Genomic DNA, 21,050 nt, shown 5'->3' on the forward strand with positions numbered 1-21,050 from the left:
CCAAAATGCTGCGCTACCTTCCTGAAGCCATTGTTGCCTTCTAGGTAGGCGCTGATGGCTATGAGCTTGAAGCGCTCGGTGTACTTGCCCATAAATCCCCCAAGGGTTGGATTGGTGTCCAACTTCTTGGGGGCAGTCCAGATTCGACGCGATCCATGTGGGAGCCGGCTTGCCGGCGATGAGGCCATTGCAAGCAACGCAAGACCGTTGTGCCCTCACGCGCTCAATTGCGCTCACGCACCCAGAACAACGTAGCCCCGGCCACCGCCGCCGGCATCATCACCACGTTGACCCCAGGGATCATCAGCGCCAGGTAGGTGATGCCGCCAAAGCCCAGCGACTGCCAGCGCTTCTGGCGCAGCCAGGCCAGCATGTCCTGCCAGCTCATCTTGTTGTTGTCCGCCGGGTAGTCGATGTACTGGATCGCCATCATCCACACGCCGAACACCAGCCACAGCGGCGCGGCGACCACGTTGACCACCGGGATGAACGACAGGATGAACAGGCCGATGGCGCGCGGCAGGAAGTAACCGAGCTTGCGCATTTCACGGCCAAAGGTGCGTGGTACCATCGCCACCAGCTCGCCCCAGCTGAACGCCGGGAAGTTGTCCTGGCCGCGCACCACCACTTCGACTTTCTCGGCAAGGAAGCCATTGAACGGCGCGGCGATGACGTTGGCCAGCATGGTGAAGGTGAAGAACACCATCAACAACACCAGGGCAACGAACAGCGGCCAGAGAATGTAGGAAAGAAAGCTCAGCCAGTCGGGCAGGCTGGGCATCAGCGCATCGACCCACAGGCTGAATTCGTGGCCGGCGAACCAGATCAGCCCGCCGAACAGCAGCAGGTTGACCGCCAGGGGCAACAGCACGAACAGCCGCAGGCTTGGGCTGAGGATCAGTTTCAGGCCTTCGCGCAGGTATTGCGGGCCAGAAAGGACGGGGGCTTGCATCGGAACGCTCCGCAGAAGGAAAACGCGCTGACCTTACCGAGTTTGCCGTTTCGACGAAAGGCGCCCGCAGCCTGCGAAACGGTCTGTAACAAAGCGTATGGACAATCCCTATCGGTTTTCTCCTTGGATAGAGACTCTCTATAAGGTGGATTGTCGAAGGATATTTCCTTAATCTCTGCGGCCTCGCTACAGTGCACTCAACTTTTCGTTTTCGGACCGACGCGTTGTAGCACTTCCCCAAGTGCTGCGTGGGTCCTTTTTAATTCCAGCTGGCACAGCCGGCATCCCGATGCCGGCCCGCTGCGGCCCGCTCGACAGGAGTTCGACATGTCTGAAGTACGTCATTCGCGCGTCATCATTCTGGGTTCCGGCCCTGCCGGTTACAGCGCCGCGGTGTATGCCGCGCGCGCCAACCTCAAGCCGCTGCTGATCACTGGCATGCAGGCCGGCGGCCAGCTGACCACTACCACCGAAGTCGACAACTGGCCGGGCGACCCCCACGGCCTGACCGGCCCGGCCTTGATGCAGCGCATGCAGGAACACGCCGAGCGCTTCGAGACCGAGATCGTCTTCGACCACATCAATGCCGTCGACCTGGCCAACAAGCCGTTCACCCTGCGTGGCGACAGCGGCACCTACACCTGCGACGCGCTGATCGTCGCCACCGGTGCCAGCGCCCGCTACCTGGGCCTGCCGTCGGAAGAAACCTTCATGGGCAAAGGTGTTTCGGCCTGCGCTACCTGCGACGGCTTCTTCTACCGCAACAAGCCGGTTGCCGTGGTCGGTGGTGGCAACACTGCCGTGGAAGAGGCGCTGTACCTGGCCAACATCGCCAGCAAGGTCACCCTGGTGCACCGCCGCGATACCTTCCGCGCCGAGAAGATCCTGATCGACAAGCTGCACGCCCGCGTGGCCGAAGGCAAGATCGAGCTCAAGCTCAACGCCACCCTCGACGAAGTGCTGGGCGACAACATGGGCGTGACCGGTGCGCGCCTGAAGAACAACGACGGCAGCTTTGACGAGGTCAAGGTCGACGGCGTGTTCATCGCCATTGGCCACACCCCGAACACCTCGCTGTTCGAAGGCCAGTTGACCCTGAAGGACGGCTACCTGGTGGTGCACGGCGGCCGTGAAGGCAACGCCACCGCCACCAACGTCGAAGGCGTGTTCGCTGCCGGCGACGTGGCCGACCACGTCTACCGCCAGGCCATCACCTCGGCCGGCGCCGGCTGCATGGCCGCACTGGACGTCGAGCGTTACCTGGACGGCCTGGCCAACGCCTGATCCTGATCCAGCCATCGCGGGGCAAGCCCGCTCCCACAATCCCGTGGGAGCGGGCTTGCCCCGCGATAAAAAAACCGGCCATCTGGCCGGTTTTTTTGTGCCTGTGGATAACCTTACAGGCTCAGACGCATCGACAGATCCACCGCCTTCACATCCTTGGTCATGGCACCAATCGAGATGTAGTCCACGCCAGTCTCGGCGATCACCCGCAGGGTAGTCTCGTTAACCCCGCCGCTGGCCTCGAGCTTGGCCTTGCCGGCGTTGATGCGCACCGCCTCGCGCATTTCATCGAGGGTCAGTTCGTCGAGCATGACGATATCGGCCCCGGCAGCCAGTGCCTGGCGCAGCTCGTCCAGGCTTTCCACTTCGATTTCCACCGGCTTGCCCGGGGCGATGCGGTGCGCCGCAGCCACTGCCTGGGCCACGCCACCACTGGCCGCGATATGGTTTTCCTTGATCAGGAAGGCGTCGTACAGGCCGATGCGGTGGTTGTGGCAGCCGCCGCAGGTGACCGCGTACTTCTGCGCCAGGCGCAGGCCCGGCAGGGTCTTGCGGGTGTCGAGCAGGCGCACCTGGGTACCCTCGACCAGGTCGGCGAGCGAGCGTGCGCGTGTGGCCACGCCCGAGAGCATCTGCAAAAAATTCAGCGCCGAGCGCTCACCGCTGAGCAGCGAGCGTGCCGGGCCTTCGAGGTGGAACAGCACCTGGTTGGCGCTGGCCCGCTCGCCGTCCGCCACCTGCCAGTGCACCGCCACCCGTGGGTCGAGCTGGCGGAACACCGCATCCACCCAGGCCGTGCCGGCAACCACGCACTCTTCGCGGGTGATGATGGTCGCCTTGGCCAGGCGCTCGGCCGGGATCAGCTGGGCGGTGATGTCGCCGCTGCCGATGTCTTCGAGCAGCGCGCGGCGCACGTTGGCTTCGATTTCGGCGGTCAGGTCGGCGAGGCGTAGGTTCGGCATGGTCGGCTCCACAAGCTAGATGGCGGCGATTATAGGGCAGGGGGGCGGTGTGTACAGCAGCACCGACGATGACCGTTGGTCGGGCTCTGTGAGTAATCGCTATAAGGCACGGTCTGTTTGAGTCGTGCGAAAGCCACGCTGGCAGCTGTAATGATTTTCACAGATAATGGCGCCTTGTATTTGGCGTCATAGCTTTGACGATTTTTGCGCAGTCGAGTACGCAACATCCATCAAGGAGTCCGGGATGCAAGAAGAAGGCAAGGTGGTGCCCCTGGCGGCCGCCATCGATCGAGGTGCGCAAACGCCCTCGCCCAGCCTTCCGTCGTTGCTCCTGCAAGTGCGCGACAAGGCTGCGCTACAGCTGCGCCAAGGCCTTCAGGCCTTGTTCGACAACGCCGACGACACCCTGTTCGAGATGGCCGACAAAGCCTGCGACCGCCTGGATCAGAATCTGCACTTCGAGGCCATGCGTGACTTGCGCCTCAAGCGCAAGAGCATCGAGCGCGGCTTCCTCGACACCTTCTACCAGGCCTTCGCCCTGATCGGTCAGGCCGATGCCATAGCCGCACCGGCGCATTCCGCCGTGGTACAGGCGATGGTCGACCGTGTGCTGTCGCGCGACGGTTTCGACCTGCGGCAACTGAACCTGCGCTGCGCAGCCTTGCTCGAACAGGACCTGGAGCCGGCATGCAACCCGCTGGGGCCTGGCAGCCTATGTGGCTACTTCCTCACGGCGGGGCGCAACCTGGGCGTGGGGCCTGAGGTCAAGCAAGTCCTGCTCAAACTGTTCGAGCGCTATGTGTTGCGCGACCTCGACCTGCTCTATGGCGAGGCCAACCAGTTGCTCGTCGCCGCGGGCGTGCTGCCTGACCTGGCGCCCGCGCCACGCCGTCGCGCCGACGATCGGCGCAGTATTCCCCGCCGGGTGGCGGCAGGCCCCGCGCAGGTGAGGGACGCCGGGGTCGACCTTGCCGGCCAGGCGTTCTTCGCCTCTGTGCAAGCCCTGCTGGCCCCTGTTCGCGGGCGTTTCGCGCCGCGCCTGCAGGCGGCCAGCGACGCACAGCCGATCGGCACCGGCGACCTGCTGCGCTTGCTGACCCACCTGCAGCACTATGTACCGGGCCCCGGCGAGGCCGACGACTTCGACCTGGGCCAGCAGCTCGAACAGCTGGTGCTGCGGGTCAGCGTGCGCAGCGGCACACGCCGCTGTATCGCTACCAGCGACGTAGACATGATCAACTTGTTCGGCCTGCTGTTCAGCTTCATCGACGCCGACCATAACCTGCCAGCGAATGTGCGCGCGCTGGTCGGCCGCCTGCATATCCCGCTGCTCAAGGTTGCCCTGATCGACAAAGGCCTGTTCAGCCGCGCCAGCCACCCGGCACGCCGCCTGCTCAACGAGATCGCCGCCGTGGCAATCGGCTGGGAGGCCGACGGCGAGGGTCTGCAGCGGCGCGTTGAGCGCATCGTCCAGCGGCTGCTCAAGGATTTCGCCGAAGACTGTCAGCTGTTCGACGAGCTGCTCGACGAGTTTCTTGCCTTTAGCCAGGACGAACGGCGGCGCAACGAACTGCTCGAGCAACGCACCCGCGACGCCGAGGAAGGGCGCGTACGGGCGTTGCAGGCCAACCTGCGGGTACAGCAGGTACTCAACCTGCGCCTGCGCGGCCGGGTGTTGCCGCAGGTGGTGGTGCAGATGCTGGAGCAGGCCTGGAGCCAGGTGCTGCTGCTGGCCTGGCTTAAGCAGGGCGAGGCGTCTGCGGCCTGGCGCGATGGCTTGGCGACGGTCGACCAATTGCTGGCCAGCATTGCCCCGCAGCGCGAACCTGGGCAGTTGCTGGAGCAGCTGCCCGGCTTGCTCAAAGCGTTGCGCGAAGGGCTGGCTGGCGTGGCGCTGGACGCAGCCGCCACCCGTGATTTCTTCCAGCACCTGGAGCAGTTGCACCAGCGCGCCTGTGGCGGCCCATGGGTGCCTGACGAGGCGTTGCAGGAGGTGTGCGTACAGGCCGGTATCGTCCTCGCCACTGCCGACGAAACGCCCCGTGGCCCTTGCCTGGACGTCGATGAACAGGCGCCCGCGCAGCGCCTGGTGGAACACTTGCGCATCGGCGCCTGGGTCGAGGTGCTGGACGACGAAGAACCCCTGCGCTGCAAGCTGGTGGCCCGTATCGACGGCAGCGACCGGCTGGTGTTCGCCAACCGTACCGGCATGAAGGTGCGCGAATGGAGCCACGCGGGCCTGGCCCAGGCGCTGTGCCTGGGCCAGGTGCGCACGCTCGATGACGGGCAGTTGTTCGAGCGCGCACTGGAGGCCGTGCTGGCGCAACTGCGTGCGGAGCAGGGCATTGGCTGAACAATCATTTACATGCAAGCGCCGCACGTGCGCGGCATACTGAGCGCCTGCCCCCGGCGTCATTCAGGATTTGCCCCATGCAATTGGACCATGCGACCGGCTGGTTCACCGGCGTAAGCCACTGCCCTTCACCGAACTGCAATGCCCGCCCTGACGGCGAGGCGATCTCGCTGCTGGTGATCCACAACATCAGCCTGCCACCGGCCTGCTTCGGCACCGGCAAGGTCCAGCAGTTCTTCCAGAACCGCCTCGACCCGAACGAGCACCCCTATTTCGCCAGCATCAGCCACTTGACCGTATCGGCGCACCTGTTCGTCGAGCGCGACGGTGCGGTGACCCAGTTCGTCTCGCTGCTCGACCGCGCCTGGCACGCCGGTGTGTCGCGCTTCGAGGACCGTGAAGGCTGCAACGACTTTTCCATCGGTATCGAGCTGGAAGGCACCGACGACTTGCCCTACACCGATGCCCAGTACAGCGCCCTGCAACAGCTGACCCAAGCGATCCGCGCAGCCTGGCCGGTGATCGACCTGCAGCGTATTTGCGGCCATAGCGATATCGCCCCGCAACGCAAGACCGACCCTGGCCCGGCCTTCGACTGGCCGCGCTACCGCGACGCTGTGCAACGCATTGAGGACAAGGCATGAGCTTTCTGGTGTTGGTGCTGGCGCTGTGGTTCGAGAAGTTTTCGTCGCTGCGCCAACGGTTGCAGCGCGACGGCTTCTACCTCGGAGAACTGGTGCGCCTCGAGCGCAGCGGCAAGGTCCACCCCTGGTGGACCCTGGCCATCCTGATCCTCGCCCCGGTGGCGCTGCTGGTTTTGCTGCTGCATGTGCTGGAGCCGGTCGCCTATGGCCTGCTGGCGCTGCCGGTGCACCTGCTGGTGCTGATCTACAGCCTGGGCCGCGGCGACGTCAAAGCCGCCCTTGGGCCGTTCCGCGACGCCTGGCGGCGTGGCGACGACCAGGCCGCGCTACACGTGGCCGAGCGCGACCTGGGGCTGGCCGCCGACGATGCCATGAGCCTGATCAAGCGGGCCCAGGGCCACTTGCTGTGGCAGGCTTACCAGAGTTTCTTCGCGGTGATCTTCTGGTACTTCCTGCTCGGCCCGGCGGCGGCGCTGGCCTACCGCTTGCTGGCCTTGACCGGCGAAAACAGCCGGCAGCCGGCGCTCAAGACCCTCGCCGAGCAACTGCGCCATGCACTGGACTGGTTGCCGGTACGGGTGCTGGCGGTGAGCTTTGCCCTGGTCGGCAACTTCGTCGCGGTCACCCGGGTGATGCTGCATGAGCTGCTCGACTGGCATATCAGCGCCGGCCATCTGGTGGCCAAGGTGGGCCGGGTGGCCGACGACATCCCCGAGGAAGAAGACCGCCAGCGCGGGCTGGAGCGGCTGGACAGCCTGTGGGAACTGCTGCTGCGCAGCGCGGTGCTGTGGTATGCCTGTTTCGCCCTGTGGACGGTGCTGGTCTGACGCAACGGTTGAGCACAGGTCGCTTAACCTTAAGTTACAAACCTTGAATTCATTCTGCGTTATACAAAGTGTTTGGCCCTTGATGGCCGAGTGCTACCCCGCAGAACAACAAGAATTCAAGGAGGTGACCTGTGAAGCGTCTGCTCTATCCGGCCATCGCGCTGATGAATCGGCTGAGCTTCGGCATGAAGTTCAGCCTGATCAGCGTCCTGTTCTTCCTGCCCATGCTGGTCACCAGCTTCTATCTGGTACGCGACGCCTATAACCAGTTCCACGCCACCCGCGTCGAGCTGCAGGGCCTGGCCCCGCTGGGCGAGAGCCTGGCGTTGCGGGGCGATCTGGAAACCCTCGGCAACCTGCTGCAGATCAACGCCGTGCTCGGCCAGTCGGGCCAGGCCGGGGATGTGGAAGGCCGTATCGCCAGCTTGCAGGACAAGGTCCAGGCCCGGCTCGACGCGCTCAAGGGCAGCGACCCGGCCCTCGAAGCCAAGCGCGCCGAGCTGGCCGACGCCTTCACCCGTGCCCGTGGTGAAACCTCGTTGCAGAACAAGGCCGCGTTGTTTGAAAAACTGCTGGCCCAGGCCCAGGTGCTGGGCAAGCTGGTGGCCAGCCAGTCGGGCCTCAATCAGGACAGCCAGGCCTCGGTACTCCAGCTCGGCGAGCTGATCGGCAGCGCCACGGCGCAGGTTACCCAGGCTATCGGCGAGGGGCGGGCGATGGGCTCGGTGGCCCTGGGCCGCGGGTTCATGGACTCCGCCGGCAGCGCCCGTTTCGAAGACCTGCTGCAGCGCCTGGAGCGGCTGTCCGCCGACTACGCCATTCGCCTTGATGACGCCCTGGCTGCTGACAATCAGGCCAAGGCGGCGCTGGCAGCCAGTGCCCAGGCCAGCCAGGCCACGGTCAAGCAGGCCGCCAGCCTGTTCGAGGACCAGGTGGTGGTAGCCGAGACCCTGGACGCGCCCTGGGCCGGCTTCTACCAGCAGACCACCGAGCTGATGGCCCAGACCTACCGCCTCAACGACGCCGTGCTGGCGCAATTGAACGGGCAACTGGAAGACCGCCTCGCCCAGCACCGCCTGCGCATGATCGCCATGGTTGCCGCGCTGGCCACGGTATTCGTGCTGATCATCTACCTCTACAGCGGCTTCTACGTGTCTACCCGCGAAACCCTGGGCAAGCTCGGCAGCGCCATGGACAAAGTGGCCGCCGGCGACATGACGGTCAGTTTCCAGGCCAGCAGCCAGGACGAACTGGGCGAGCTGGGCCGTGGTTTCAGTGAGACCGTGCGGCGCATCCGCGGGTTGATCGAGCAGGTCGGCCATACGGTGGCCACGGTCGAGGAGCAGGCCGGCCAGGTGTTGTCGGTGTCGGCGCGCAGCAACCAGGCGGTTGGCGGCCAGCGCGAACAGATCGAGCAGGTGGCCACGGCCATGAACCAGATGACCGCCACTGCGCTGGAAGTGGCGCGCAGCGCGGCGCTGGCCGCCGAGGGCGCACAACGGGTCAACCACGAAAGCGCCTCGGGCCGCGACCTGGTCGAAAGCCAGCAGGGCAGCATCGCCCGCCTGGCGGGGGAGATCGACCAGAGCGTGGTGGCGGTCAACCAGCTGGCCGCCGACAGCCAGGCCATCGGCCGGGTACTGGAGGTGATCCGCAGCATTGCCGAGCAGACCAACCTGCTGGCCCTCAACGCCGCCATCGAAGCGGCCCGGGCCGGCGAGCAGGGTCGTGGCTTTGCGGTAGTGGCCGATGAAGTACGTACATTGGCCCGGCGTACCCAGGACTCCACCGAGGAGATCGCTCAGATGATCGAGCGCTTGCGCGAAGGTGTCGGTGCCGCGGTGCGGGTGATGGGCAGCAGCCACCAGATGGCCGCCGGTACGGTGGACGAGGCGCGCCAGGTGCAGCAGGCGCTGGGCAACATCCTTGGCGCGGTGAGTGGCATCGTCGAGCAGAACCAGCAGATTGCTGCAGCGGTGGAGCAGCAGACCGCCGTGGCCCACGACATCGACCAGAACATCGTGGCGATAAATCGGGCGGCCCAGGACACCACCGAAGGCGCCTGCCAGACCGAGGATGCCAGCCGGGCGTTGTCGGTGCAGGTGGTGGAGTTGAAGCGACTGATCGGGGCGTTCAGGGTTTAGTTTCTGCCTGTACCGGCCTCATCGCCGGCAAGCCGGCTCCCGCAGGCCGAACATGTGGGGGCCGGCTTGCCGGCGATGAGGCCGGTAGGAGCACCACACAACTACCAGCCAAACAGCTCGTCGGCATTGCAGCTACTGGCCTCGGCCAGCACCCCGACCTCAACCCCCATCACCTCGGCCAGCGCCCCGGCGATCTCCGGCAGGTGCTCCGGGCTGTTGCGCACCCCCGGGTACATCACCGGCGCCATGTCCGGTGAATCCGTCTCCAGCACCACGCATTCCAGCGGCAGCCGCGCCAGGGTCTTGCGCAGCCGCAGGGCCTGCGGCCAGGTCGCCGCGCCGCCCAGGCCCAACTTGAACCCCAGCTTGATGTACTCCCGCGCCTCTTCATAACTGCCGGCAAAGGCGTGGACGATCCCCGCCCGCTTCGGTTTGTAGCGCTTGAGCGTGGCGATCACCTGGGCATGGCTGCGGCGCACATGCAGCAGGGCCGGCAGTTCGAAGTCGCAGGCCAGTTGCAGCTGGGCTTCGAACAGCGCTTGCTGGCGCTGCGGGTCAAGTTCCGGCAGGTAGTAATCCAGGCCGAACTCGCCCACCGCACACAGGCGCGGGTCGCCACGCAGGCGCTCCAGCCATTCGCGCAGTTGCAGCAGGTGCTCCGGGCGATGCTGGTCGAGGTAGATCGGGTGCAGGCCGAGTGCGGCATACAGGCGCGAGTCACTGCAGGCCAGGTCCCACACGCGTTGGAAGTTGTCCTGGTACACCCCCAGCACCACCATCCGCTCCACCCCGCGCGCCGCCGCGTTGGCCAGCAGCTGCGGGCGGTCGGCGTCGAACTCGGGGAAGTCGAGGTGGGTGTGGGTGTCAATCAGGCGCATGTCAGGCGCCTGGAATACGTTGCTTGAAGGTACGACCGATGGCATGCACGCCGGGCTCGTAGCGCTTCTCTTCGATGGCGGCCAGCGCCAGCTCCAGCGCGGTGGCGGCAATCAGGCCGTGCTGCTGGGCCATGGCGTTGACCGGCAGTGGCAGGAAATCGAGTAACTGGTTGTCACCGAAGGTGCCCAGTTGCAGCTGGCGCGAATCCGCCGGGCGCGCCTGCAGGATGTCGAACACCCCTTGCAGCAGCACATAGGAGGTGGTCACCAGGGCATCCGGCAGGCCGCCGTGTTCGGCGATCAGTTGCTGCATCAGGCGCTGGCCGCACTCGCGGCTGAACGCATCGCCCTGGTAGCGACGCACTTCACCGGCATAGGCCTGCATGGCCTCGTCGAAGCCACCGGCACGGGCCTGGCTCACCGACAGCTCGGGGCGGGCGCCGATCAGTGCGATGCTTTGTGGGCGGGTCTTCAACAGGCTCTCGGCGAGCTGGCGGCTGGCGTCGCGGTCGTCGCTGATGACCGAGCAGAAGTGCGCCGGGTCCAGGCGCCGGTCGATGGCGATCACCGGCAGGCCCTTGTCCTGCAGCTCACGGTAGCTGTCGTCCTCGGGCGGCAGGCAACTGGCGACGAACAGTGCATCGCAACGGCGGGCGCGGAACAGTTGCTGCAACTGGTGCTCGCTGTCGGGCTGGTCGTCGCTGCTGGCGATCAGCAACTGGTAGCCACGGGCGCGGGCGCCCTGTTCCAGCTGCTTGGCGATACGGGCGTAGCTGGGGTTCTCGAGGTCGGGGAGAATGAAGCCCAGGGTGCGGGTGTGCCGGCTGCGCAGGCCGGCGGCCTGCGGGTTGGGGGTGAAGCCATGGGCCTCGACCACCGCGCGCACGCGCTCGACGGTACTGTTGCTGATGCGCTGCTGCTCGGCCTTGCCATTGATGACGTAGCTGGCCGTGGTCACGGACACACCGGCCAGACGGGCGATATCGCTGAGTTTCACCGAATTTTCCTTGTTATTTCCGGGGCTGACTGCTTGCCTGACCGGGTAGTTTCACCCAAGCGCAGGCCCGCGCGCAGACGACCATTGTCGCAATTGTCCGACAGGATGGGGCTTTTTCGTCGGCAGATTATCGAGTAACGTGGCCGCTTGGTCAGATTAATCGTTTCAGCTTGGCTGATTTTTCCTGCTTGCCACATCCAGCCTGGCCACTTGCGCTGATCAATTGAACGGCTTTTGCCGGAAAAATCCACAACAATACCTCGGTACCCCACCTGGGCGCCGGAAAGGAGAAGGTCATGCTCGAGCTTGCCGTGGAGCAGATTGCCATGGGCCAGAAGGCCGCCGACAAAGGCGAGGCGTTGGCCTTGCTGGCCGCGCGGCTGGTGGCCGACGGGCTGGTTGCCGAGGGCTATGTCGACGGCTTGCGCGCCCGCGAAGCGCAGGGCTCGACCTTCCTCGGCCAGGGCATCGCCATCCCCCATGGCACGCCGCAGACCCGCGACCTGGTGTTCGCCACCGGCGTGCGCCTGCTGCAGTTCCCCGAAGGGGTGGACTGGGGCGACGGGCAGATGGTGTACCTGGCCATCGGCATCGCCGCCCGTTCCGACGAACACCTGCGCCTGCTGCAACTGCTCACCCGCGCCCTCGGCGAGACCGACCTGGCCGAGGCCTTGCGCCGTGCCGGCAGTGCCGAAGCCCTGCTCAAGCTACTGCAAGGCGCGCCCCAGGAACTGGCCTTGGATGCGCAGCTGGTCGGCCTCAACCTGGCCGCCGAAGACTTCGACGAACTGGCCTGGCGCGGTGCACGCCTGTTGCAGCGCGCCGGTTGTGTCGACAGCGGTTTCGCTGCGGTGCTGCAACAGGCCGAGCCGCTGCCCCTGGGCGAAGGCCTGTGGTGGCTGCACAGCGAGCGCCAGGTACGCCAGCCGGGCCTGGCCTTCGTCACCCCACAACAAACCCTGCGTTACCGCGACCAGCCGCTCAATGGCCTGTTCTGCCTGGCCAGCCTCGGTGCCGCGCACCAGGCCCTGCTCGAACGCCTGTGCGAAGTGCTGATCGAAGGCCGTGGGCAGATGCTCTACCAGGCCACCAGCAGCCGCGCCGTGCTCGAAGTGCTCGGCGGCGAAGCACCTGCCGACTGGCCCAGCGCCCGGGTGGTGCTGGCCAACCCCCATGGTTTGCATGCCCGCCCGGCCAAGGAACTGGCGCAACTGGCCAAAGGTTTCGAAGGCGAGATCCGCGTGCGCGTACTCGACAGCGCCCAGCCTGCGGTATCGGTCAAGAGCCTGAGCAAGCTGCTCAGCCTGGGCGCCCGGCGTGGCCAGGTACTGGAGCTGATCGCCGAGCCGGGCATCGCCAATGACGCGCTGCCGGTGTTGCTGGCTGCCATCGAGCAAGGCCTCGGCGAGGACGTGGAGCCACTGCCAGCCGTTACCCAGCCTGCTGCCGAGGCAGCCGCGCCGGTGCTTGAGGCACCGCTGCCCGGCACCACCATCCAGGGCGTCGCGGCAGCCCCCGGCATCGCCAGCGGCCCGGCCTTTGTGCGGGTCGAGCGCGACATCGACTACCCCCTGCGCGGCGAATCCCCTGCCCAGGAACGCCTGAAATTGCGCAGCGCCGTGGCGGCGGTGCACGCCGACCTGCAGGCCCTGGTGCAGCGCAGCGACAAGGCCATCGGCGAAATCTTCGTCACCCATCAAGAGATGCTCAGCGACCCGGCCCTGATGGACGAGGTCGAGCTGCGCCTGGCCCAGGGCGAAAGCGCCGCCGCCGCCTGGATGGCCGTGATCGACGCCGCCGCGCGCCAGCAGGAGGCCCTGCACGACACCCTGCTGGCCGAGCGCGCTGCCGACCTGCGCGACATTGGCCGGCGGGTGCTGGCACAGCTGTGTGGCGTGCAGCAGGCTGCCGAGCCCGCACAACCCTACGTGCTGGTGATGGCCGAAGTAGGCCCCTCGGACGTGGCGCGCCTGGACCCGGCTCGGGTCGCCGGCATCGTCACCGCCCAAGGCGGTGCCACCGCCCACAGTGCCATCGTTGCCCGCGCCCTGGGCATCCCGGCGGTGGTCGGCGCCGGCGCGGCGATCCTGCTGCTCGACAGCGGCACGCCGCTGCTGCTCGACGGCCAGCGCGGGCGTGTCGCCATCGCCCCGCCCGCCGATGAACTGCAACGCGCCCTGGCCGAACGCGACGCCCGCGAGCGGCGCTTGCAGATCGCCTGGGCCAACCGCCATGAACCGGCGGAGACCCGCGACGGCCATCGCCTCGAAGTGTGCGCCAACATCGGTGACAGTAGCGGCATCGACAAGGTGGTGGAGCAGGGCGCCGAAGGCGTCGGCCTGCTGCGCACCGAGCTGATCTTCATGGCCCACCCGCAGGCCCCCGACGTGGCCACCCAGGAAGCCGAATACCGCCGCGTGCTCGACGGCCTGGCCGGGCGGCCACTGGTGGTGCGCACCCTCGACGTGGGTGGCGACAAACCCTTGCCCTACTGGCCGATTGCGGCGGAAGAAAACCCCTTCCTTGGCGTGCGCGGCGTACGCCTGACCCTGCAGCGCCCGCAGGTGATGGAAGAGCAGCTGCGCGCCCTGCTGCGCGCGGCTGACAACCGCCCCCTGCGCATCATGTTCCCGATGGTCGGGCAGGTGCACGAGTGGCGTGCCGCCAAGGCCATGGTCGAGCGCTTGCGCCTGGAAATCCCGGTCAGCGACCTGCAGGTCGGGATCATGGTCGAGGTGCCGTCCGCCGCGCTGCTGGCCCCGCAGTTGGCGCGCGAAGTGGACTTCTTCAGCATCGGCACCAACGACCTTACCCAGTACACCCTGGCCATCGACCGCGGCCACCCGAGCCTTTCGGCCCAGGCCGACGGCCTGCACCCGGCAGTGCTCCAATTGATCGACATGACCGTGCGCGCCGCCCACGCCGAAGGCAAGTGGGTGGGCATCTGCGGTGAGCTGGCGGCCGACCCGCAGGCGGTCGCGGTGCTGCTGGGGCTGGAGGTGGATGAGTTGAGTGTCGCCGCCCGCAGCATCCCCGAAGTCAAGGCACTGGTGCGCCAGGCCACCCTATCGACGGCCCGCGCCCTGGCGCGCGAGGCCCTGCAACAAGACAGCGCCGAAGCGGTCCGGGCGCTGGTGGAGCGTTACTGAAATGGCCAAGATCCTCACCCTTACCCTCAACCCGGCGCTGGACATCACCGTCAGCCTCGACCGCCTGCAAGCCGGCGCAGTCAACCGCAGCCAGGCCCAGCACAGCCATGCCGCCGGCAAGGGCCTGAACGTCGCCCAGGTCCTGGCCGACCTGGGCCACAGCGTCACCGTCGGTGGTTTTCTCGGCCAGGACAACCTGCAACCTTTCGAGGCGCTGATCGCCCAGCGCGGCTTTGCCGATTGCTTCGTGCGTGTCCCCGGCGAGACCCGTAGCAACATCAAGCTAGTCGAGGCCGACGGCCGGGTCACCGACATCAATGGCCAGGGCCCGCAAGTCGATGAGGCCGCCAGGAACGACCTGCTGCACCGCCTGGCGCAGGTAGCGCCGGGGCATGATGCGGCGGTGGTGGCCGGCAGCCTGCCACGGGGGATCAGCCCAGGCTGGTTGCGCGAGTTGCTGCAGATGCTCAAGGCTCAAGGCCTGAAAGTGGCCCTCGACAGCAGCGGCGAAGCCCTGCGCGCCGGCCTGCAGGCCGCGCCCTGGCTGGTCAAGCCGAACACTGACGAACTGGGTGAAGTACTTGGGCTGCCGGTGGATGACGCGGCACGGCAACACGCCGCCGCCGACCAGTTGCTGGCCAGTGGCGTCGAGCATGTGGTGGTGTCCCAGGGCGAACACGGCGTCACCTGGTTTGCCGCAGGGCTGGCGCTGCATGCCCAGCCACCCCAGGTGCGCATCGCCAGCACCGTGGGCGCCGGTGATTCGCTGGTGGCGGGCATGGTCCATGGCCTGCTGCAGGGCGAGGCGCCAGCAGCGACCCTGCGCCGCGCCACCGCGATCGCCGCCCAGGCGGTCACCCAGGTCGGTTTCGGCATCCACGACCGCGAGCAGCTGGCGCACCTTGAAGCCGCCGTGCACCTGACAGAACAACAAGAGGGCTGCTGATGAACATTGCCATTGTCACCGCCTGCCCCAACGGCCAGGTGTCCAGCGTGCTCAGTGCGCGCCTGCTGGCCGCCGCTGCCCAGCGTCGAGGCTGGAGCACCAGCGTCGAAGTGCAGGAGGCCGAACACCCCGAGCGGCGCCTGTCGCCCGCGCAGATCGCCGAGGCCGACTGGGTGCTGGTGGTCAACACCGGACCGGTCGATCTGGCGCGTTTCGCCGGCAAGCGCCTGTACCAGAGCACCCCGGCCCAGGCCCTGGCCGACCGCGAGGGATTTCTTGACGAAGCCGCCGCCAAGGCCCAGGTGCACGCGCAGCAAATCGGCCCCAGCGCGACCGCCAGCACGCCGAAGATCGTTGCGGTAACGGCTTGCCCCACAGGTGTCGCCCATACCTTCATGGCCGCCGAGGCGCTGCAGCAGGCCGCCCAGGCCCTGGGCTACACGCTGACCGTGGAAACCCAAGGCTCGGTAGGTGCCCGCAATCCCTTGCCGGCCGAGGCCATCGCCGCCGCCGACGTGGTGCTGCTGGCCGCCGACATCGAAGTGCCCACCGCACGCTTCGCCGGCAAGCGCATCTACCGCTGCGGCACCGGCATCGCCCTCAAGCAGGCCCGCGTCACCCTGGACAAGGCACTGGCCGAAGGCAAGGTGGAAAACGCCGCTGATGCCGCCAGCGCGCCGCAAAAAACCGAGAAGACCGGCGTTTACAAACACCTGCTCACCGGCGTGTCGTTCATGCTGCCGATGGTGGTGGCCGGCGGTTTGCTGATAGCCCTGTCGTTCGTGTTCGGCATCGAGGCCTACAAGCAGCCCGGCACGCTGCCGGCGGCCTTGATGCAGATCGGCGGCGAAGCGGCGTTCAAACTGATGGTGCCGCTGCTGGCCGGTTACATCGCCTGGTCCATCGCCGACCGCCCGGGCCTGGCGCCAGGGATGATCGGCGGCCTGCTGGCCGGCACCCTAGGCGCAGGCTTCATCGGCGGCATCGTCGCCGGTTTTCTCGCCGGTTACAGCGCCAAGGCCATCGCCCGTTGGGTGAGTCTGCCCAGCAGCCTCGAAGCGCTCAAGCCGATCCTGATCATCCCGCTGCTGGCCAGCCTGTTCACTGGGCTTGTGATGATCTACGTGGTCGGCCAGCCGGTGGCGGCCATGCTCGCAGGGCTCACGCACTTTCTCGACAGCATGGGCACCACCAACGCCATCCTGCTCGGGCTGCTGCTCGGCGGCATGATGTGCGTCGACCTCGGTGGGCCGATCAACAAGGCTGCCTATGCGTTTTCGGTGGGCTTGCTGGCGTCATCCAGCTACGCACCGATGGCGGCGACCATGGCGGCTGGCATGGTGCCGCCGATCGGCCTGGGCATCGCCACCTTCCTCGCCCGGCGCAAGTTCGCCCAGAGCGAGCGCGAGGCCGGCAAGGCGGCGTTGGCGCTGGGGCTGTGCTTCATCTCCGAAGGCGCCATCCCGTTCGCCGCCAAGGACCCGCTGCGGGTGATCCCCGCGAGCATCGCCGGCGGCGCCTTGACCGGCGCGCTGTCGATGTACTTTGGCTGCAAGCTGATGGCCCCGCACGGTGGGCTGTTCGTGCTGCTGATACCCAATGCGATCAACCATGCGCTGTTGTACCTGCTGGCGATCCTGGCAGGGAGCCTGGTGACGGCGGTGGTGTATGCGGTGATCAAGAAGGGCGAGCAGGTGGAGATGGTGGTGGCGCCGGCCAAGGGCTGACGCCCATCGCGGGGCAAGTCGCATCGGCGCACCGCCGCTCCCACGCCGGCTACAGCGTGGGAGCGGGCTTGCCCCGCGATGGCTATTAGAAGGTGGTGCCGATCCGTTGGCGATTCTTCGCGTACCAGACCCCGGTAATCTTCGCCGTTACATCCGCCACTGCGACCTGGCCGAAGTAACGGCTGTCGGTGCTGTTGTCGCGCCGGTCGCCGAGCAGGTAGACATGGCCGGGCTCCACCACCAGGGGCGCCAGGCTCAGTGAATAAGGGCTGCGCACCATCTCGGCGGGTGCATGGAACAAGCCCAGATTGCGGCCATTGACCAACAGTTCGCCCGCAACGATCTCCAGCCGGTCGCCGGCTACCCCCGCCACGCGCTTGAACCCTTCAATATTGCCCTGGCGGTACAGCACCACATCCCCCACCTTGAGGTCGCCCAGCAAGCGCGAGTCGCTGACGATGTGATCGCCGATCTGCAGCGTCGGCTCCATCGAGCCCGAAGGAATCTGGTCGAGCCGGTAACCGAACAACGGCCCGCGCAGCAGCACCAGCACGCCGGCCAGCACCACCACCGCAGCGGCGTATCCCACCAGGCGTGCTCCGGGTGGTTCGCTGCCCGGGTGACCGCGCCAGGCGATCCAGGCGGCCAGACAGGCCGAGCCGAGCTTCAGGGCCAATGCGACCCACAGGCCGACGATCACCGCCATAGGTGTGGCAAACAGGCCGATCAGGAAGAAGTCGATGAAGAACAGCGCCAGCAGTATCAGCGCCCAACGCAGGCGGCCTACGTAGTAGAGCCCCGAACCTGCGACCAGCAGGGAGATGACAAACGCCGATGAAGCGGATTGACGCGAAGGCATGGAAGGTCAGTCGTCCTTGAAAAGAGCTCTTTGAGTTTTCGGCAGGTACAGCGAGGTCTTGAGCGTTCAGCCCTGCCAGGTTTTTGCCCGCAGCGGCACCAGCAGGTCGGCCAGGCCGTTGTGGTCGATCTCATGCATCAAGGCCAGCAACGCGCCCAGCTCGCCATGGGGGAAACCCTTGCGCGCAAACCACGCCAGGTAGTCGCCCGGCAGGTCGGCGATGAGCCGCCCCTGGTACTTGCCAAAAGGCATGGTGCGGGTGACCAGCAGTTGCAGGGCTTCAGGTTTCATCGGGGCGGCGGCCTGTGGCGGGTGAAGCGCGGACGATACTGCAATCTGCACGACGACCCAAGCGGCGATCATGCAGAACGCACCGGCGCGGCGATTTCTGAATAATTATAAGCAACTGATTTTTATAGATTATTTTTAGCCAATAAGCCTGGCATGAAGCCTGCTCCGGTAAAGGTGACTACCACCTGCCAAGGAGTTGTTGCCATGAGTAATCCCAACAAAGACGTCATCGATGTGCTCAACGACCTGATCGAGTACAGCAAGGACGGCGAGAAGGGCTTCAAGACCTCCGCCGAGGATGTGAAGAATCCACAACTCAAGGCGTTCTTCGTCCAGCGTGCCGGTGAGTGCGCCAATGCCGCGGCCCAGCTGCAAAGCGAAGTCCGCCGTCTGGGTGGCGACCCGGAAACCAGCACCAGCATCAGCGGCGACCTGCACCGTGGCTGGGTCAACCTCAAGTCGCTGGTCACCGGCAAGGATGAAACGGCGGTGCTCAATGAAGTTGAGCGGGGCGAGGATCACGCCCTCAAAGCCTACAAGGACGCCCGCGAGAAACTGGTCAAGCTGGGCCGTACCACCAGTGACCAGACCTACATGCTGGTGGAAAACCAGTTGCAGGGTGTACAGCGTAACCATGACCAGGTGAAGGCACTGCGCAACGCAGCCCGCGCCGCCTCTTAAGCCTGAGGGCCCTCTACCCGGTTACGGCCATTCGCCTTGGCCCGGTAGAGCGCCTCGTCCGCGTCACCCAGCAGCCGGGTCAGGTCGTGCTGGGTGCCGGGGATGTGCAGGCCGATGCCGACGCTCACCGTTACCGAGCGTTCGTCCGCGCCGAACGGCGGCATCGACTCGACGCTGGCGCGTATGCGCTCGGCCAGCAGCAGTGCGCCGGCCAGTTCGGTCTCGGGCAGCACCACCTGAAACTCTTCCCCGCCATAACGCGCTGCCAGGTCCGCCGGGCGGCGTATGCAACGCTCGATGGTCTTGGCGACCTCGCGCAGCACATGGTCGCCGCCGGCATGGCCATGGCGCTGGTTGAATGCCTTGAAATGATCCACATCCACCATCAGCACCGCCAGCGACTTGCGGTTGCGCTGGGCGCGTGCCCATTCCAGGCGCAGCACCTGGTCGAGCCGGCGGCGGTTGGCCAGCCCGGTGAGGCTGTCGGTGGCGGCCAGGGTCGCCAGGCCCTGCTCGGCATCGTGGCGCCGGCGTAATTCGCGGCCCAGCAGCAAGGTGAGCCAGAGGATGCCGATGCACAGCACGCCGGTGGCCACACTGACCACGATCGCCGTGCGCCGCCAGGACTGGAACACCTCGTCGGTGGAGTGCACCACCAGCACGATCAGCGGCAGGTCGGCGACCCGGGCGAAGGTGTACATGCGCTGGGCTTCCCGCAAGCTCGACCTGGCTGTGAAGCTGCCGCTGCGCTCGCCGAGGATGCGTTTGAAGTTGGGCCGCTCGCTGAAGCTGGTGCCGATCAGCGGATCCTGTGGCCGGGAGGGCTGGCGCGCCAGCAGCTGGCCGTCGGTGTTGAGCAGGTTGATGCTGCTGTCGTCGCCGATGTCCAGGCGCTCGAACAGCCGGCTGAAATACGACAGACGCAGGGCCCCGGCGGCCAGGCCGATGAACTCACCGTTGCTGCCGGAGATCCGCCGGCTGAAGCTGATGCACCAGTCCAGGTCGCCCAGCCGGGCCTTGAACGGCGGGCTGATCAGCAGGCCCAGGCCGGGATGGTCGCGGTGGCGCTGGAAGGGGATGGTGTCGGCGAAGTTGGCCTGGCGGGGCACCACGCTGGTGGAGTCGCCGACTACATCGCCCCTGGCGTCGAGCCAGAGAATGTCGCCGCGCACCGGTGCCGAGATCGCCTGGCTGAACAGGATCTGCTGGCGCAGGCTGGGCTGGACATTGAGTAATTCGGGGTGTTTGACGGCCCAGATCAGGCCTTTGAGCGATTGGTCGTAGAGCTCGACGTTGCGCAGGATGTCGCTTTCGATCAGTTGCACGATGTTGCCGGAGGAGCGGATCGCCGACTGCTCGACGCTGTCGCGCTCGCGTGCCAGCAGGTAGCTGACGATGCCCACTATGGCGAGCACGGCAAGGCAACTGCCCAGGTTGAGGATCAGTTCGGGGTGTGACTTGTACAGGGCTGAACGTGGTGATCGGGTTACTGACGTCATGCTCGCTACTGCATAAGCCCCTTGATCCATGGGGGATGGGCCATTACGCGGCGGCGGTATTCTAAGGAAGGGAGGATTGTCGGACAAGAATTATGGTGTTTTGTCCGACGAAATTGTGGGGGTGGGGGCTTTTGTGGCGGGCTTGCGATCGCATGAGGGTTATCGGGTGTCTGGCTGTTGATGGCATCAGGGCATACAGGTGCATGCCACAACCCTTGCAGCGCCTATGAGATCGAGCGCCGCCCGCGCGGCGCTTCGCGGGTAAACCCGCTCCCACAGTTTGTTTCGGGCCAGTTATTTCTGTGAAAGTACCGGCGCCTGCCTTGGTGCATGCCTTGAGTCATGTGGGGCGGCGGCAACGCCCACGCTGAAATTGTGTCGAGCCAACAAGGCGGACCAGGTAATGGCACAGGAGAGACTGGCCCGAAACAAACTGTGGGAGCGGGTTTACCCGCGAAGCGCCGCGCGGGCGGCGCTCGATCTCACAGGCGCTGCAAGGGTTGTGGCGGGCACCTGGTAGCCATCACCAGATCCTGACCAGCCCCGCACAACCGCGTACGACATTTCCGAATCTGAAACCAAATGCTTCAGCCAGGCCATGCTTGGGACCTATCCTACGCGCCTGCCGGAAGGTTCTAGATATGCCGGGACAATCATCAGGGATAACTTCCTCGAGTCGCCGAATGGTGACCGGGCGTGAGAAACCCGAACGATGTTGGTCCCGCACCCTGTTATGGCAGTCGTGCATGGGCAGACTTAGGTCTGGCCGGGTTCCAATATCCTCGGTTTTCTCACCCCATGTACGGCTGCCACCCTTGTCTCGTGAGAAAGGATGAGCTGGCGGTTTCCTTTATCGA

The 21,050-nt window shown here is 66.1% G+C and carries 16 protein-coding genes and 1 pseudogene; 10 read left to right on the top strand and 7 right to left on the bottom strand.

Annotated features, from left to right (window positions below; genetic code table 11):
• Positions 1 to 223: 223 nt before the first annotated feature.
• Positions 224 to 952, bottom strand: a complete 729-nt coding sequence (cysZ, locus tag RTH46_RS22495) for a sulfate transporter CysZ (RefSeq protein ID WP_125465495.1) — start codon at positions 950 to 952, stop codon at positions 224 to 226.
• A 327-nt stretch (positions 953 to 1,279) separates the two neighbouring features.
• On the opposite strand from cysZ, the gene trxB reads away from it, so the two are divergent.
• The gene (gene trxB / locus RTH46_RS22500; protein WP_279845800.1) at positions 1,280 to 2,236 is read left to right on the top strand and encodes a thioredoxin-disulfide reductase; all 957 of its coding nucleotides are present in this window, start codon (positions 1,280 to 1,282) and stop codon (positions 2,234 to 2,236) included.
• A gap of 113 nt (positions 2,237 to 2,349) precedes the next feature.
• Here the strand turns inward: trxB and nadC are convergent, their stop codons facing one another.
• On the bottom strand, positions 2,350 to 3,198 hold the full coding sequence (gene nadC / locus RTH46_RS22505; protein WP_279845801.1) for a carboxylating nicotinate-nucleotide diphosphorylase: 849 nt from the start codon (positions 3,196 to 3,198) through the stop codon (positions 2,350 to 2,352).
• A 244-nt stretch (positions 3,199 to 3,442) separates the two neighbouring features.
• Between nadC and RTH46_RS22510 the strand changes: the two genes are divergently transcribed.
• The 5 genes and pseudogenes from RTH46_RS22510 (at position 3,443) to RTH46_RS26415 (ending at position 9,166) form a co-directional block, all read left to right on the top strand.
• Positions 3,443 to 5,551, top strand: a complete 2,109-nt coding sequence (locus RTH46_RS22510; protein WP_316906671.1) for a DUF1631 domain-containing protein — start codon at positions 3,443 to 3,445, stop codon at positions 5,549 to 5,551.
• A gap of 77 nt (positions 5,552 to 5,628) precedes the next feature.
• Positions 5,629 to 6,195: a 1,6-anhydro-N-acetylmuramyl-L-alanine amidase AmpD gene (gene ampD, locus RTH46_RS22515; RefSeq protein ID WP_153787042.1), complete on the top strand. Its 567-nt coding sequence runs from the start codon at positions 5,629 to 5,631 to the stop codon at positions 6,193 to 6,195.
• Entirely contained in the window at positions 6,192 to 7,022 is an 831-nt protein-coding gene (gene ampE / locus RTH46_RS22520; RefSeq protein WP_279845804.1) for a regulatory signaling modulator protein AmpE, read from the top strand. Before ampD ends, ampE begins: the two co-directional genes overlap by 4 nt.
• Positions 7,023 to 8,113: 1,091 nt before the next feature.
• Positions 8,114 to 8,308 (top strand): annotated as a pseudogene (locus tag RTH46_RS26410) (HAMP domain-containing protein); the annotation flags it as partial.
• Positions 8,309 to 8,461: 153 nt separating this feature from the next.
• The gene (locus tag RTH46_RS26415) at positions 8,462 to 9,166 is read left to right on the top strand and encodes a methyl-accepting chemotaxis protein (protein ID WP_390968701.1); all 705 of its coding nucleotides are present in this window, start codon (positions 8,462 to 8,464) and stop codon (positions 9,164 to 9,166) included.
• A 101-nt stretch (positions 9,167 to 9,267) separates the two neighbouring features.
• On the opposite strand, the gene RTH46_RS22530 is transcribed toward RTH46_RS26415, so the two are convergent.
• Both RTH46_RS22530 and cra read right to left on the bottom strand, forming a co-directional pair.
• Positions 9,268 to 10,044, bottom strand: a complete 777-nt coding sequence (locus tag RTH46_RS22530) for a TatD family hydrolase (protein ID WP_316906673.1) — start codon at positions 10,042 to 10,044, stop codon at positions 9,268 to 9,270.
• 1 nt (position 10,045) lies between these two features.
• The gene (cra, locus tag RTH46_RS22535) at positions 10,046 to 11,041 is read right to left on the bottom strand and encodes a catabolite repressor/activator (RefSeq protein WP_316906674.1); all 996 of its coding nucleotides are present in this window, start codon (positions 11,039 to 11,041) and stop codon (positions 10,046 to 10,048) included.
• Between the two features lie 296 nt (positions 11,042 to 11,337).
• Between cra and ptsP the strand changes: the two genes are divergently transcribed.
• From ptsP to RTH46_RS22550, 3 genes are read left to right on the top strand one after another with little or no spacing between them, the layout of a single operon-like run.
• Positions 11,338 to 14,190, top strand: coding sequence for a phosphoenolpyruvate--protein phosphotransferase (ptsP, locus tag RTH46_RS22540; protein ID WP_316906675.1), 2,853 nt, complete (start codon positions 11,338 to 11,340; stop codon positions 14,188 to 14,190).
• 1 nt (position 14,191) lies between these two features.
• On the top strand, positions 14,192 to 15,136 hold the full coding sequence (pfkB, locus tag RTH46_RS22545) for a 1-phosphofructokinase (protein ID WP_153787036.1): 945 nt from the start codon (positions 14,192 to 14,194) through the stop codon (positions 15,134 to 15,136).
• Positions 15,136 to 16,863, top strand: a complete 1,728-nt coding sequence (locus tag RTH46_RS22550; protein ID WP_316906676.1) for a PTS fructose-like transporter subunit IIB — start codon at positions 15,136 to 15,138, stop codon at positions 16,861 to 16,863. Before pfkB ends, RTH46_RS22550 begins: the two co-directional genes overlap by 1 nt.
• Positions 16,864 to 16,948: 85 nt before the next feature.
• Here the strand turns inward: RTH46_RS22550 and lepB are convergent, their stop codons facing one another.
• Positions 16,949 to 17,722: a signal peptidase I gene (gene lepB, locus RTH46_RS22555; protein WP_316906677.1), complete on the bottom strand. Its 774-nt coding sequence runs from the start codon at positions 17,720 to 17,722 to the stop codon at positions 16,949 to 16,951.
• Positions 17,723 to 17,788: 66 nt separating this feature from the next.
• Positions 17,789 to 18,013, bottom strand: a complete 225-nt coding sequence (locus tag RTH46_RS22560; RefSeq protein ID WP_153787033.1) for a DUF3820 family protein — start codon at positions 18,011 to 18,013, stop codon at positions 17,789 to 17,791.
• 204 nt (positions 18,014 to 18,217) lie between these two features.
• On the opposite strand from RTH46_RS22560, the gene RTH46_RS22565 reads away from it, so the two are divergent.
• Complete coding sequence (locus RTH46_RS22565) at positions 18,218 to 18,694, top strand: ferritin-like domain-containing protein (RefSeq protein WP_153787032.1); 477 nt, start codon at positions 18,218 to 18,220, stop codon at positions 18,692 to 18,694.
• Here RTH46_RS22565 and RTH46_RS22570 read toward each other — a convergent pair.
• Positions 18,691 to 20,193: a sensor domain-containing diguanylate cyclase gene (locus RTH46_RS22570; protein ID WP_316906678.1), complete on the bottom strand. Its 1,503-nt coding sequence runs from the start codon at positions 20,191 to 20,193 to the stop codon at positions 18,691 to 18,693. The genes RTH46_RS22565 and RTH46_RS22570 overlap by 4 nt on opposite strands.
• Positions 20,194 to 21,050 lie beyond the last annotated feature (857 nt).

The sequence above is a fragment of the Pseudomonas sp. zfem004 genome, assembly GCF_032621715.1.
GTDB lineage: Bacteria > Pseudomonadota > Gammaproteobacteria > Pseudomonadales > Pseudomonadaceae > Aquipseudomonas > Aquipseudomonas sichuanensis.